Here is a 13,767-nt window from a genome sequence, read left to right on the forward strand (position 1 = left end):
GGTTTATTCCCTGCTTCCGAATGTAAAATCATGATCCCTCAGTATTTCTTGAATTTTTACATAACTTTTTATCAGTACATTTCCACATTTTAATCTATATTCTTGATTGGTACTCCATTCAATAAAACTGACTACGCCGATAAGATCTCTGCATTCCGTACCTGCAAACTCTAACTCAAACCATTCCGTATAGTCATCAACCATGCTGGAGTATGCTGGTTTGGGATACTCCAGATCATTCCCTTTTCCTGCGTAAAGACCCAGGAGCGCGATTCCTGCCGTCAGCACGCCGCATGTTTTCGGGTTACTGCCAATACCTATGCAGAAACCATTTAAAGCTCTTAATAAATCTTCATTCTCTTTTTCTTCTTCATCCAGTGCCATTTTCATCATAATTTGAGTACAGCGATAGCCTGCATTGAAAAGCTTAAACATTGTAAAAGCCATATTATCCATGACAGCCATATCCTCCATGGTCTGTTCCTCCTCTTTTCAAGTAACCATTTTTTAGCGCTATTAGAAAATTTGGCGTAAATTAGCCGCTGCCTCAAGCTTTTGATGTAGCCTATTTATCCTCCAGAGCTTTTTCGACCTCCAACATCTTGCCCAGAGCCAGATCTTCTCCGATAAACACATTATTACACTGGGGGCACTTCATCAGTTCAATATCAAAATTTCCTCCCAGGTAGGTTGCCTTTACCTTGCGAAGTACCAATTTTTCCTTGCATTTATCACATATCCACGGCATGTTTTGTTCATTTTCCTCTTTCATGCTCTACTCCTATTCATATCACCCTTTGCCAAATCCACAGTTCGGGTATCTGCAATCCTTACAGCCTGAACATAATCCCCCGTGAGCAAACTTGATAATATCTCTGCGTTGAATTTTTTCTCCTGCCGCCAATCTCGGAAGAACTAAGTCGAAAATGGTTCTTTTGTTATACATCACACATCCCGGCAACCCTAATACCGGAATATCATTAATATATGAAAGCAGAAACATAGCTCCCGGCATGGTGGGAGCACCATATGACACGATGTGAGCTCCGGCCATCTTCACTCCGGTTGGGGTGACGTCATCAGGATCAACCGACATTCCTCCTGTAACCAGAATAATATCTGCTCCCGCTTTGATTAATGTCTTGATAGATACCGCTATCATATGGGGATCATCTTTGGAAAACAACTGCGCTATTACTTCAGATCCCAATTCTCTAAACTTTTCAATAACAACAGGGCCGGATTTGTCAGGAATTCTTTTGTGATATATTTCATTTCCGGTTGTCACAATACCGGCCTTTAATTTCAGTAAAGGCATTACCTGAATAACCGGATAGTTCTCTGAACAAATCTTTTCAATGGATCTTATCTTTTGGTCTTCTATCTTTAAAGGAATTATTTTTGTACCGGCCACAACCGTATTGCCATCAACTAACGTGTCGGAATGCAGTGTAGAAAGAACAATTTCTTCTATAGAATTAATCTCGAATAATGCTTCAGTATTTACTTTAAGCAGTCCCGAATGCTTTGCCAAAAGGTTTACTTTTCCTTCGGATGGTTCAGAAAATGATATACCCTGGCCCGCCGCGGCTCTTGCCATTCTGCTGGCCGCTTCATCTTCATGAATATCACCATCTTTATACGCGATAGCAAATATGTGTTCTTTCCCCATGTTTAACAATCGGGGAATATCTTCCTTTCTTATAATATGACCTTTTTTAAATGCAGCCCCTTTATACTTACCCGGGATGATTTCCGTCATATCGTGCGCCAGTACCATACCAACGGACTCTTCTACAGGTATCTTCTCCATGTTCTCACGCCGGCGAAAACCGCCGCATTGACACAATGAGGCTGTACTATATTGCTCCATTAACATAACATAACCCCTCCATTACTATAGATTAGAATACTGCTCAATTTCTAAACAAATCATCCGCATGTTTTCCATTTTTCTATAAAGGGTATTTCTACCAATACCCAGTGCTTTTGCAGCCAACGTGATGTTTCCCTTGTATACCTCTAAAACCTTCACTATATGCTGTATTTCCACAACTTCCAGTTTCAGGTTTTCCTCCATTACTTTCAAGGTGTCATTCTTTAGTAATTTATTTTGTTTTACCTCAGCTTCAGCTTTTGCATCGACAAAGCTGATTACCTTTTTTGCATCAACAAAGCTGTTTACTTTTATAAAGCTGTCAGGAATAGTTTCAGTATTTACGATTTGCTCTATTATGTTTTCCAGTTCTCTTACATTTCCCGGCCATTCATATTCCAAAAAGGATTGCATTGTTTCCACTGCAATATTGACACTTTTCTTGTTAAGTTTCATAGATATTCTATTCATAAAATATTGACTTAAAAGGGGGATGTCAGCTTTTCTCTCCCTTAAGGGCAGCAGCCTGATGGGAATGACATTCAGTCTATAGTACAAATCTTTGCGGAAATTTCCTTTTTTAACCTCTTCATACAGGTCTTTGTTGGTAGCTGCAATCACTCTTACATCCACAACAATCTCCTTAACGCTTCCAACCCTGCTCACTGTACCTTCCTCAAGGACTCTTAAAAGCCTGGTCTGCATATCCAGCGGCATTTCCCCGATTTCATCCAAAAAAATCGTACCGCCATCTGCAATTTCAAATTTTCCAGGTTGACCGGAGCTTTTCGCACCAGTAAAAGCTCCTCCCTCATATCCAAACAGTTCAGACTCTATCAGGTTCCTTGGTATTGCACCGCAGTTTAATGCGACAAATGGTTCATCTTTTCTGTTGCTATAATTGTGTATTGCCTGTGAAAAGAGTTCTTTCCCCGTACCACTTTCACCCATAATCAATACATTAGATCTGCTATCTGCAATCTTTTTGGCATAATCAATGGTGCGAACAAAATTCTTATCCTGGCCAATGATTTTGTCAAAAGTGTAAATAGCATGGTACCCCATGATTTTTTTAGCCAGCCGTCTCACCTTTTTGACTTCCTTGAAAACAAAAACGATATTCATCAAATTATGTTTGCCATTAAGATGCGGATAAGCACTTAAGTTAAATTGAAGCTTGTTTCTCCTGGAATTCACAAACACATCCTCATCTGTAAAGCTTTGTTTGTTAAGGACTGAAGTTTTTACATTCTCCCAATTCTCGAGCAAATCCCACATTTTAATCAATTTTATTTCATCCTGGTGATAGCCAAACATATCCGCAGCATAACGATTAACAGTTTTTATATTGCCTTCCAAGTCAGAGGTTAATACCCCTGTTTCAATAGAATCAATAATGGTCTCTGTAAACTTCTTAGCCATGGCCAATTCTTCAGTGTAGCTCTTTATATGCAGCATTTTTTCTATCGCATTAGCAGCTGCCACTACCATACCCAGGGTATGCGAGTTGACACATTCACTGTAACCTGTTAAATCAATGCACCCCGTTATTTCACCCTTGACATTTCGTATAGGAGAAGCTGAGCAGGTCCATCGTTGATATTCTCTGATATAATGCTCTTCACCGGATACCTGGACCGGCTTGCCCTCGGCCAGAGCGGTACCCATGGAATTTGTCCCGATGCTGCGTTCATCCATATATGCTCCCGGCACCATTTTCAATGAAAAGGCCTCGGATAGAATACCTTCGTCTCCTATTGCACTCAGGATACAACCTTCCTCATCGGTTAGTATGCAGAAGAAATTCGATCCTTTCACAAAATTATATAATTCGTTCATATAGTGCTCAGCGGTAACCAATAGTTCTCTCTTTTCATCAAACTTCTTTAAGAGCTCATTTCCACTAATGATTTTGCTGCTATATATCTGGTCCAGTTCAACTTTATATTTCTTGCATCTTTCATGGGAAATTACGATATAGTCCCTTTTTACAGCCATTACTATAGAACCCATCAAACTCCCTCCATTCTTCTCAACATCTTCAGAAGATTGATACGGTAACTGTTACTTTCCAAATAACGCCGTAAAATACTGTACTAAAGCTGCCAAGGATTCATCTACTTCCGGGGTCATTTCATGCCCCATCTCTGTTGTCCCCGGCTGAACACCAATCAGGAAAACAGAACACCCTATATGTTGGTGAACATACTTCATAAAGAGCGCTAAAGAAAGCCTATGCGTCGACCAACTTACTTTCTCCAATTCCGTAACTTCGATAATTGCTAATGTCCCCGGAATTTCCTCCATCTGTACAGCATCTACTACAATGACCGTATCAGGTCGGCTGTCGATAATTCGGCCCAGGTAACTCTCCGGTACTTCCCCCGCATCCAACAAGTCAACCTTTACTCTGCCATTTAATTTCTCAACCATAAGAGGACCCAGTCCGTCGTCACCCCTCAGCGTATTACCAACGCCGATAATTAAAGTATGGCCTTTAATTCTTTCTTCAAGGCTCTTTTTCAGGCTCTTTTCCATGTTCTCCCCCCTGGTTTATTACGGGACATCTTTGTTTTCTCATGTATTGAAACACTATTCAATCGATTTTTCCTGATAAAGATACGGTTCTACCTCTTTATCCACCAGCCCCATCGCTACAGCGATCCCCCAAAGGATTGCCTCCGGACGCGGAGGACATCCGGGAATGAAGAAGTCCACAGGGAGCACGTGATCCAGTCCCCCCATGGTATGATAGGTGTCAAACCAGACTCCGCCCCCTATGGCGCAGGACCCGCAAGCAATGACCAATTTCGGATTGGGCACGGCCGCATACAGTTCCTTTAACCGCGGCAACGCCTGGCGGGTAACCGGTCCGGAAACCAGCAAGACATCGGCATGCCGAGGTGACCCAATCAGCTTGAGTCCGAAACGCTCGGCATCGTAATACGGTGTAAACGCATTCACTTCCTCAATGTCACAACCGTTGCATGAACCAGCATTGGCATGGTAAACCCAAAGAGAACGTTTAAAGCACTTTTTAAGAAGAGCGGCTACTTTTTCCTGATTAAACATTGCATCAACCCCCTATCGCCATGTATAGAAGCGCGTTGCCCGCCAAATCCAGCAACCGGTAGACAGTGGCAGGATATACGCCCAATAGTACGCTCAGCGCAACCAACAACACCATAACCAGAGACATGGAAAGCGGTAAGGCCGGTACTCCGGCAGGCAAACCTTGGTCTGGGGAAGCTTCCGGGTTATGATGTTCTTCCCGGTAAAGAAAAATCCGGTATCCGGCCCGCACCAGGCAAGCCAGCGTCAACAAACTGGTGAAAACGGCAATACCTGCTGCCCACCAGTTTTGCACCTGGGCCGCAGCCAGGAAAATCGTAAATTTGCTCCAAAATCCGTTGAGCGGCGGCAAACCGCCTACGGCGAAAGCTCCGATAAAGAAACAGATTGCCGTAAGTGTCCCGTGTTTTTTCCCTTGCAGCTTACTGATGAAAGTGGTACCGCTGGTATAGAGCAGGGCCCCTGTGCATAAAAAGAGCAGCGATTTTAGCAAGGCATGGTTCAGCATGTGATAAATGGCTCCGAAAAATCCTAAATACCCACCAATTCCAAATCCCATCACGATATAACCCATTTGACTGACACTGCTGTAAGCCAGCATCCGCTTCAGATCGTCCTGAATAAATGCGAGGATAATGCCCAAGAGCATGGTCACCGCACCCACCAGGGCTAAAAAGGTTCCCAGCGCGTTGTACTGCGGGTAAAATAGTGTTACGACTCTGGCCACGGCGTAAATCGCAACCTTAATCGTCACTCCCGAAAGAAGGGCGCTGACAGGACTGGGCGACTGAGAATGGGCATCCGGCAGCCAGGCATGGAAAGGCATGATACCTGCCTTAGTGCCAAACCCGATGATGATGAGGCCGCAGGCGATCAAAACAATATTTTTCGGGATATTCCCGGAGACCTTGGCCATTTCCGTTATCAACATGGCCTTGTCTCCCGGCAGGTAAGGTACAGAAGCGGCGTACAAGAGGACTGCGCCCAGGAGAGCCAGAGTGATCCCCACAGAGCACAAAATCAGGTATTTGTAACCGGCTTCCAAAGATTCCGGTTTCCAGTAAAATGTAACGAGCAAGGCTGAAGCCAGGGTTGTAGCCTCAACGATGACATAGAGCATGACAATATTGTTGGTGATCCCACCCCAGGCCATCGTGCTGATAAACAGCAATACTAAAGCAAAATATAACGGCAGTCTTTTTAAGGTTGTTTTACCTGCTTCCACATCATGCCGCATATACCGGTAAGAAAACACGGTAACAGCCAGGCCCACGATGGCGACGATCAGGGACATCAACGAACCAAGCGCATCCACATGGAGCTGGCCGTCCCAGGCTGTCAGTGTTTTCCCTGCCAATACTTCTTTCCCCATGGCTAAGGCGATCACCACGGTCAGAACTGCGGCAATCATGGCAATGCGTCCGGCCTTCTCCGGCCGGCGGCGTCCGCTCAAAGCCTCCAATAAGGCAGCAACGGCCGGAATCAGAAACAATAGATAGAGCAAATTTGACTCGTACAACATCTTATCACCCCCTTAACCGCGTAATTTGGACAGATCCCAAGTATCCGTCGAAGCATTTTTAGCATAGATACCGGTGATGATATACAAAAGCATCCAGATCGAAATCACCACATCTGTCGCCACCCCGATCATGGCCGTTTCCGGGATGGTGGGAGCCAGGCTCATCAGGCCCAGATGGACTCCGTTCTCCATCAGGCATAAGGCGATAACCGCTTTGACGGCATCCCGCCGGGTCAACAAGGCGTAGAAACCCAGACACAAGATGGTGGCTGCTACCGCCAGGTTGGTACGGTAGGGTTCACCCGCCACGTCGGGAGACGGTATCAGGAAACTGTAATGACTATGTGTCAACCAGAAGAATAAGACAATTAACCCCAGTGCGATCAAAAGCGACGGCCATAACTCGATGAGGGGCCGCACTTCCGCTCTGTCCACTTTACGTCCGTAGCGGCGCAGCAGCCAGGGCACAATGATTCCCTTGGAAACAAGGATCGTTACGCTCCAGAGGAAAAGTTCATGATTGGGCAAAGCTACGGCATATACCGACAGGATTGCCACTAAGAGCAAGGCCTGGCCCAGATAGGCCCGGGATGATTTTACCAGGTCACGCGATTCTATGGTTAAGAGAGAGGTAAGAACCAACCCCAGGCTAAATAAGATGATCAAAAATTGCATCAGACTATACAATCTTGACTCCCCCCTTCAGATTGCCGCATTCTTTCTTTTTGCGGCAAGCCGGACAGGTTGAAAACCATTCCGGCGTCTCTTCCTTGGTTTGCAGCCAGGCCGGCGAGAACTCGTCAACCAGTTTGGCCAGCATCCGTTTAGTCATAAACGGCGTACCGCACTTGCTGCATTTGGCCATCATCAATACGGCGGAGAGTTTGAAGTCGTTTTTATCTGTGGTAGCCAGTTCAAATTCATGGTTTAACGTGATACTTCCTACCCGACAAACTTCCTCACAGCGCGCACAATAGGTGCAGCGGGCATAGTCCACCAGAATGGTACGCGTATCTTGATTGTCAATGACAGAAATCGTTCTGGGCGGGCATACCTGGGCACAAGCACCGCAACCCAAACACTTGGTGCCGTCCAAAACAGGACGTCCCCTAAAACCTGCCGTCGGTGCACTGCGGACGAAAGGGTAAGGCAACGTTACCCGCCCGGCCCTTAAGGCTAGTTTCAGTTCCTTTAGTTTACTCAACCACATCTGAATCCCCCCTTTACAATCCCAGTAAGGCTAAGCCCATACCTGCCAGGGCAAAAACAATCACCCAGGCAAAATATTTGATTGCCTGCTCTATTTTTAGCCGGGGGTTCAATGCAGCGATCAATTCCACTACAACCACCAGCACCAGTACTTTCAGCAAGTTAAGGACGATATCCAGGAAAGCGTTTCCGGTTTGGAGCCATGGTAAGCAGATTTGGGCAAAGAGGGAAACAAAAATAACCTGTTTGGCAAAAAACGCCCATTTGAAAAGCGCCAGCCTGCGTCCGGAATATTCGATAAACGGTCCTTCCATAATTTCGGTCTCCGCTTCAGCCAAATCAAAAGGAATTTTCGCCATTTCCGGCTGAATCACCAAGAAGAAAGCCAGACCCGCCACGCCAAGGGACAAGGTAGGGGTAGCCGCCATAAAACCACTGATATCAGTGAGCATCAGGGAGTGTGCTTTGATTGCTCCGGTCATCAGAGATATCGCCAGGACCGGTTCCACCACTAAGAGCAGCATCATTTCACGGTTGGCGCCCAGGAAAGCATAAGGATTACGCGAAGCCATCCCGCCCAGAATAATAAATACTGCCGACATCGTTAATAAATAGACTAAAACCAGGGCGTCGCCGGTAAAACTCAAAGGAGCGTCTGTCCCCATCGGTGTAAATAGAGCCACAAGAATGACACTGCCCAGGCACAGCACCGGTGCACTTTTAAAGATAAAGTCCCCGGATACTTGCTGGTCGTCCTTTATCATCAGCTTGGCCAGGTCGTAATAGGGCTGAAGCAGGGGCGGACCTTGCCGGGAATGCACAACCGCCCGTACTTTGCGCATCACGCCCTCATACAGGGGTGAAAGCAGTAAAATAATGAAAATATGAACAAATCCCAGTACAATCACTTTCAACATCACTGTTCCCCTCCCTGGTATTTACGTTGCGGCTGTTCCAGAAGCTCCTCACGCCGGTAGATTTTTAGGGTGTGTTTGGAACGGTCCACCGTTTCCACCCGTTCGGTACAGGAAAAACAAGGGTCAATACTGGCGACAATCAAGGGAAAATCGGCCACCGTACTCTTGTTCAGCATGTGGGGGATAGCCTGCAGCTGCGGATAAGTCGCTGCCCGGATCACCCAACGGTAAGGACGGTTTTCCGTACCGGTCAGCACATAATGCATCGCTTCCCCCCTTGGAGCTTCAACTACAGAGATGCCTTCTTTTCCGGGTGGAATATCCTGAACTTCGGCCATAATCGGACTCTCCGGCATTTTCTGCAGGGCCTGCCGCACCAAGTCGATGGCTGTAAATAATTCTTCGGCCCGGACCAAAGTTCTGGCCAGAACATCTCCCCCTGTTTGGCAGGCCGCTTTAAACTCAAGTTCACCATATGCCGCATAGGGGTATTGCACACGAATGTCGGTTGTTAGTCCCGAGGCCCGGGCTGTAGGGCCAACCACGCAAAGCTTGCGGGCGTCCTGCGGGGAAAGCACCCCCACGCCTTTCAGCCGCATCAGTAGTGGCGTATCTTTGATAATCGCATCCACCATAGACCTGCTCTGGGACTCAATCTCAGCCAGTGTCTCCAAAATCTTGGGATGCAAGCTTTCCGGAATATCCCGCCGGACACCGCCGACCAGGTTCATCCCGTAGGTCTTCCTGTTTCCGGATATCTGTTCGCATAACCACATGACTGGCTCCCGGATCCGCCAGGACTGCATCAAGACGGTGTCAAAACCGATCACATGACCGGCAAGCCCAATCCAGAGCAAATGACTATGGATTCTTTCCAATTCCAACATGATGGTTCGGATAAACCTGGCCCTGGCCGGTACTTCGATTAGCGCGGCATCTTCAACAGCCTGGCAATAGCTGCAGCTGTGCACAAATCCGCAAATACCGCAAACCCGTTCAGCCATAAACGGCACCTGGTTATAATCCAGCACCTTATCCGCCAGTTTCTCGATCCCGCGATGGCTGAAAAAACCACGGTAATCGCACCCCACCACTTTTTCACCTTCGACGAAGAGTCTGAAATTCGCCGGTTCCTCCAGCGTGGGAAAAAACGGCCCGACGCTTAAAACCGTAGCATTGCCTTCCGGCTCTTTCATAATCTTCTTGACTTGCACTGCCGGCGGCCTGTGGTTGTGCTCAAAGTCCTTGCGCAGCGGGTATTGGTCATCGGGCCAGTCATCAGCCAGGATCAGACGACGCGGGTCGGGATGGTTCCGCGGAACGATCCCGAGCAGGTCATAAACTTCCCGTTCTGCCCAGTTGGCACCGGGGATGACCTGCGTGATGGACGGGACCTCCAATTTTTCCTCCTCCACCTCAACCTTCAGACTGATATCAAACCCATCCCGGTCAAAGCCAAAAAGATAAGAGATCTCAAACTTGTTATTGATTGGCCTTTTATCCGTACCAATGGCCATAATAAACCTGCCGTCCATTTTATTAGCCAAAAAATCCGTCAGCTCCAGGAGCCGTTCTCCGCTGGTGGACAGAAAGGCCGCCCTCCCGCTTACGCTGTCAACCTTAACCGCTCCGGCAAAATTCTCTTCAATTTGGTTAATTAACTCAAAACTGTTGGCCATCTATTTCACCCCCATTAACCAGAATAAACCCAGGAAAAACAGTCCAATGCCTATCACTTGCCAAAGCAGGTAGAGCTGTGGCCTTCCGCGGTGGGTTTGACTAAATTTACCGGCAAACTGCATAAATCTTTTGCCAATCGGGAAATAAAACCAGCGGTCCAAATCCAGGACAACAGTCAGAGAACGGGGCAATTTCCACTTAGGCCAGGAGATCTTATGGTTAAGAAATGGAAGATAAGCTGCAAATGAAGCATAGAAGCCAGCAGCGCGGTAACGGATCAGTTCATCTTCAATTTTTTCACCGCAGCTCCACACTTCGGCAGGTTGGACAGGAACCTTGTATACCCTGGATAAACCCCAACTGATCAGAATCCCCAAAAGGAGTGCTGCCAGAAGAATGAGCGGTGTATAGCCCGAAGAAAAAATGCTGCCTTCAAACCCGATAACCGTACCGCCTCCCCAGGCCAGACTATTTAGTATACCCGCCTGGGAAGCTCCGTCCGCAGCTGGGCCTGCAACTACGCTGTACAGTATTTGTACAGGCAGACCGGGTATGAGGCCCAACAGGATACATCCTGCAGCCAGGAGGATTTGGACGGCTTCCATGCTAAACGGTTGCCCTTTAGGCCCGGCGCTGAATTTCTCCGGTAAAATACCCAGGTAAGCCGTGCCCATATACTTGAGATAAGCAGCCAGGCTGACCGTACTGATAAAAATAGCAATAATCCCGTAAAGCGCAAATAATGGAACGATTGTGCCGCCAAAAATAGAAGCCTGGTACAAAAGCCATTTGCTCACAAAGCCATTGAAAGGAGGCATCCCGGAGATGGCCAGTGATCCCACCAAACCAACTGCGCAAGCAGCCGGCATCAATTTTACCAATCCGCCTACCTGGTTTAAGTCATTCGTTCCTGTCCGGTATAAGATGGAGCCTGTGTTGAAAAAGAGCAATGATTTAAACAAACCGTGATTTATCACATGATAAATGGCCCCGATCAAAGCCAGGACACTGAGAAACGGAGCTGACGTGCGGAAACACAGGCCTGCTCCGATCCCTAACAGGATGTAGCCCATTTGCCCGATACTGCTTTGCGCCAATAAGCGTTTGCTGTCTACCTCATACAATGTCCGTAAGTTGCCGATCAACATGGACAAAACACCGAAGGTAGCCAGAATAAACCCCCACGTTGCAGCAATATCTGCTGCCGGCAGCAGCCAGACAAAAACCCGCAAGATCCCATAGACGCCCATCTTGCTCATCACTCCGGAAAATACGGCTGTGGCGCTGGCCGGGGCAGCGGCGTACGCTTCCGGCATCCAAAAACCTAAGGGAAATACCCCGGCCTTGGCTCCAAAACCGATAAAAAATAAAGCCAAGATTAGATGAAGAACAGCCGGATGGGTCTGGGCCAACCCTTGAAAAAGCACCGTCAATTCGGATAGGCGTAAACTTCCTGTGTAACTGTAAAGAATCGCTGAAGCGAAAATTAAACCGATCGAAGTTGCTTGGGTGACAATAAAGTACGTAAATCCGGCCTTCAATTTGGCGGGGGATTTGTTCTCAAAGACAACCAGGAAGTAAGAGAAAAGAGTCATCATCTCCCAAAAGAGGATGAAGAAGAACAAGTCGGCGGATACCACCACACCATACATCCCTGTTACAAATAACAAAAATGGTGCATAGTAACGACCGGGATTTTCCTGACGAAACACCTGCATAAAGCCTTGGGCATAAATCACCGAGCAGGTGGACAGAAAAGCGATCAGGAGAACAAACAAAGCGCTTAAGTGATCCATGCGGAAGGACAGTACAGCCGGAAAACCGGCAATTTGGCGGGCAAAGACGAAGTCGACCTCCCCGCTCAAGAAGACCCGGACAGCCATGACCGTCATCCCCACTCCGGCTATGATCACGGCCAATAAACTGATCAGTCCGGCCTGGCGCCAGTTTTTAACCAGTAAAACCAGGCAAGCCGTTAGGATAAGGATAAGAAAGACAGCACTGCTTATTATGGCATCGTTCATTAAAACAACCCTCCTATCGCCTTACTTATCAGCGGTAATGAAAAATAAGGTGCAATGACGCTGAGAACAATCAAAACAAGGAGAGGAACCAGCATAACCGCCGGCGGGTCTTTCGCCAATTCAGCACTTGGAGAAACCTCCCCAAAGAAAACCCGGTGAACAACCTTCAGAAAACAGGCAAAACCGGCTACGCTTTCCAAAAGCACCAGTACCGCCAGGAATATCCCCAGGGTGCTTCCGAGCTCCAAGGCCCCGGTGATAATCAGGTATTTGCTCCAAAATATCCCGAAGGGGGGTACCCCACTAATGGCTAAAGCGCCAATAATGAAAGCCAGGCTCGTAATCGGCATTTTTTTAGCCAGGCCGCTTAAAGCCGGGATCTTCCGGGTTCCGGTTGCGCAGGAAATGGCTCCTACAGCCAGGAATAGCAAGCTTTTAGTGAAGGAATGGTTGATCAGGTGCAAGAGTCCCCCTTCCAAGGCTAATTTGGATCCCATAGCCCCCAGGGCAAGTCCCAGCATCATATAACTCAGATTGGCAATCGTGGAGAAAGCCAACAATCTTTTTAAATCATCCTGGAAGAAATAAAAGATCAATCCGATATACATGGTCAGGATAGCCACCCCGCCGAGGGCGGCCGCCACATCGAAAGGAACTGTCCCTCCGGAGACCAGTACACGTGCCGTCAGATAAACTCCGGCTTTCACCATTGCTGCGGCATGCAAATAAGCACTGGCCGGAGTCGGAGCCGCCATGGCCGTAGGCAGCCAGGTAAACAACGGAAACTGCGCTGCTTTGCCTGCAGCAGCAATGAACAAGAATACCAGAACCAGACTGTGAACACCCGCCGGCAACTCCCGGAGCGCCGAAAATTCAAACGAACCCGTATAATGAAAAATAACTAAGATGGCGGCTACAAAGAACAATCCTGCAGCGTGTGTAATTAGCAGTGCTTTATAGCCCGCCGCGAGAGATTCGCGGTTGCCGAGAAAGGATATTAAAGCCCAGGAGCATAAAGTGGTCAGTTCCCAAAAAATGAGCATCTGTAAAAAATTGGGGGAAAGGACCAGGCCAACCATCGCGCCGATGAACAGCAACAGAAAGAAGTAGTACCTGCCTTTGCCTTCCTGGGAAGGATGTTCAAGATTGAATTTACTCAAATAACCAGCCGAATAAAGCACCACCAAAAAACCGACGACCGTTATGGCCAGCAGCATCAAAGCGCTGAGGCCGTCGATTGCCACACCGAATAAAGGGTGCTTCAGCGGCAGCCAGGGCAATTGCCCCAACGGATAATAAACGACCTTACTCCAGGAGCATATAACAGTGCCTAGCCCGGCAACCAGAACCGCTCCCGCAAAAATTGCGGCAACACGGTCGGCTTTTTGCGCCTGGCAAGGTGCTGCAAGTAGCGCTCCCAAAAAAGGCAAAACAATGATCACTATCAGGATTTGGAACACATCTCCA

General features: G+C 47.6%; 13 protein-coding genes. All 13 read right to left on the reverse strand.

The features are described from left to right. Positions 1 to 3: 3 nt before the first annotated feature. The 13 genes from LPY66_RS16655 to LPY66_RS16715 all read right to left on the reverse strand — a co-directional run bounded on the left by LPY66_RS16655 (position 4) and on the right by LPY66_RS16715 (position 13,760). The gene (locus LPY66_RS16655) at positions 4 to 474 is read right to left on the reverse strand and encodes a DVU_1555 family C-GCAxxG-C-C protein (protein ID WP_337985373.1); all 471 of its coding nucleotides are present in this window, start codon (positions 472 to 474) and stop codon (positions 4 to 6) included. A 91-nt stretch (positions 475 to 565) separates the two neighbouring features. After that, entirely contained in the window at positions 566 to 772 is a 207-nt protein-coding gene (locus tag LPY66_RS16660; RefSeq protein WP_337985374.1) for a DVU_1557 family redox protein, read from the reverse strand. A gap of 18 nt (positions 773 to 790) precedes the next feature. Next, complete coding sequence (locus LPY66_RS16665) at positions 791 to 1,813, reverse strand: molybdopterin-binding protein (RefSeq protein ID WP_337988122.1); 1,023 nt, start codon at positions 1,811 to 1,813, stop codon at positions 791 to 793. A gap of 84 nt (positions 1,814 to 1,897) precedes the next feature. After that, a complete protein-coding gene (locus tag LPY66_RS16670; RefSeq protein ID WP_337985375.1) occupies positions 1,898 to 3,889 on the reverse strand; it encodes a sigma-54-dependent Fis family transcriptional regulator in 1,992 nt (663 codons plus the stop codon). 51 nt (positions 3,890 to 3,940) lie between these two features. Beyond that, positions 3,941 to 4,414: a hydrogenase 3 maturation endopeptidase HyCI gene (locus tag LPY66_RS16675; RefSeq protein WP_337985376.1), complete on the reverse strand. Its 474-nt coding sequence runs from the start codon at positions 4,412 to 4,414 to the stop codon at positions 3,941 to 3,943. 54 nt (positions 4,415 to 4,468) lie between these two features. Continuing rightward, a complete protein-coding gene (locus tag LPY66_RS16680) occupies positions 4,469 to 4,948 on the reverse strand; it encodes an NADH-quinone oxidoreductase subunit B family protein (RefSeq protein ID WP_337985377.1) in 480 nt (159 codons plus the stop codon). Positions 4,949 to 4,952: 4 nt separating this feature from the next. Continuing rightward, positions 4,953 to 6,470 (reverse strand): complex I subunit 5 family protein, encoded by a 1,518-nt coding sequence (locus LPY66_RS16685; protein WP_337985378.1) that lies wholly within the window; start codon positions 6,468 to 6,470, stop codon positions 4,953 to 4,955. Between the two features lie 12 nt (positions 6,471 to 6,482). Beyond that, positions 6,483 to 7,157: an NADH-quinone oxidoreductase subunit K gene (locus LPY66_RS16690; RefSeq protein WP_337985379.1), complete on the reverse strand. Its 675-nt coding sequence runs from the start codon at positions 7,155 to 7,157 to the stop codon at positions 6,483 to 6,485. Further along, complete coding sequence (locus tag LPY66_RS16695; protein WP_337985380.1) at positions 7,150 to 7,680, reverse strand: 4Fe-4S binding protein; 531 nt, start codon at positions 7,678 to 7,680, stop codon at positions 7,150 to 7,152. Before LPY66_RS16695 ends, LPY66_RS16690 begins: the two co-directional genes overlap by 8 nt. A 13-nt stretch (positions 7,681 to 7,693) precedes the next feature. After that, the gene (locus LPY66_RS16700; protein WP_337985381.1) at positions 7,694 to 8,596 is read right to left on the reverse strand and encodes a respiratory chain complex I subunit 1 family protein; all 903 of its coding nucleotides are present in this window, start codon (positions 8,594 to 8,596) and stop codon (positions 7,694 to 7,696) included. Next, a complete protein-coding gene (locus tag LPY66_RS16705; protein WP_337985382.1) occupies positions 8,596 to 10,275 on the reverse strand; it encodes an NADH-quinone oxidoreductase subunit C in 1,680 nt (559 codons plus the stop codon). Before LPY66_RS16705 ends, LPY66_RS16700 begins: the two co-directional genes overlap by 1 nt. Next, positions 10,276 to 12,300, reverse strand: coding sequence for a complex I subunit 5 family protein (locus LPY66_RS16710; protein ID WP_337985383.1), 2,025 nt, complete (start codon positions 12,298 to 12,300; stop codon positions 10,276 to 10,278). Continuing rightward, positions 12,300 to 13,760 carry a hydrogenase 4 subunit D gene (locus LPY66_RS16715; protein WP_337985384.1) on the reverse strand — a complete coding sequence of 487 codons (1,461 nt, stop codon included), beginning with the start codon at positions 13,758 to 13,760 and terminating at the stop codon, positions 12,300 to 12,302. The genes LPY66_RS16710 and LPY66_RS16715 overlap by 1 nt, the downstream gene beginning before the upstream one ends. Positions 13,761 to 13,767: the final 7 nt, after the last annotated feature.

Origin of the sequence: Dehalobacter sp. DCM (assembly GCF_024972775.1) — a bacterium.
Classification (GTDB): domain Bacteria; phylum Bacillota; class Desulfitobacteriia; order Desulfitobacteriales; family Syntrophobotulaceae; genus Dehalobacter.

Excerpts from the sequence above, each read along its gene's own strand:
- LPY66_RS16655 (WP_337985373.1), bottom strand. The coding sequence starts at position 474 with ATGGAGGATATGGCTGTCATGGATAATATGGCTTTTACAATGTTTAAG.
- LPY66_RS16660 (WP_337985374.1), bottom strand. The coding sequence starts at position 772 with ATGAAAGAGGAAAATGAACAAAACATGCCGTGGATATGTGATAAATGC.
- LPY66_RS16665 (WP_337988122.1), bottom strand. The coding sequence starts at position 1,813 with ATGGAGAAGATACCTGTAGAAGAGTCCGTTGGTATGGTACTGGCGCAC.
- LPY66_RS16670 (WP_337985375.1), bottom strand. The coding sequence starts at position 3,889 with ATGGGTTCTATAGTAATGGCTGTAAAAAGGGACTATATCGTAATTTCC.
- LPY66_RS16675 (WP_337985376.1), bottom strand. The coding sequence starts at position 4,414 with ATGGAAAAGAGCCTGAAAAAGAGCCTTGAAGAAAGAATTAAAGGCCAT.
- LPY66_RS16680 (WP_337985377.1), bottom strand. The coding sequence starts at position 4,948 with ATGTTTAATCAGGAAAAAGTAGCCGCTCTTCTTAAAAAGTGCTTTAAA.
- LPY66_RS16685 (WP_337985378.1), bottom strand. The coding sequence starts at position 6,470 with ATGTTGTACGAGTCAAATTTGCTCTATCTATTGTTTCTGATTCCGGCC.
- LPY66_RS16695 (WP_337985380.1), bottom strand. The coding sequence starts at position 7,680 with ATGTGGTTGAGTAAACTAAAGGAACTGAAACTAGCCTTAAGGGCCGGG.
- LPY66_RS16700 (WP_337985381.1), bottom strand. The coding sequence starts at position 8,596 with ATGTTGAAAGTGATTGTACTGGGATTTGTTCATATTTTCATTATTTTA.
- LPY66_RS16705 (WP_337985382.1), bottom strand. The coding sequence starts at position 10,275 with ATGGCCAACAGTTTTGAGTTAATTAACCAAATTGAAGAGAATTTTGCC.
- LPY66_RS16710 (WP_337985383.1), bottom strand. The coding sequence starts at position 12,300 with ATGAACGATGCCATAATAAGCAGTGCTGTCTTTCTTATCCTTATCCTA.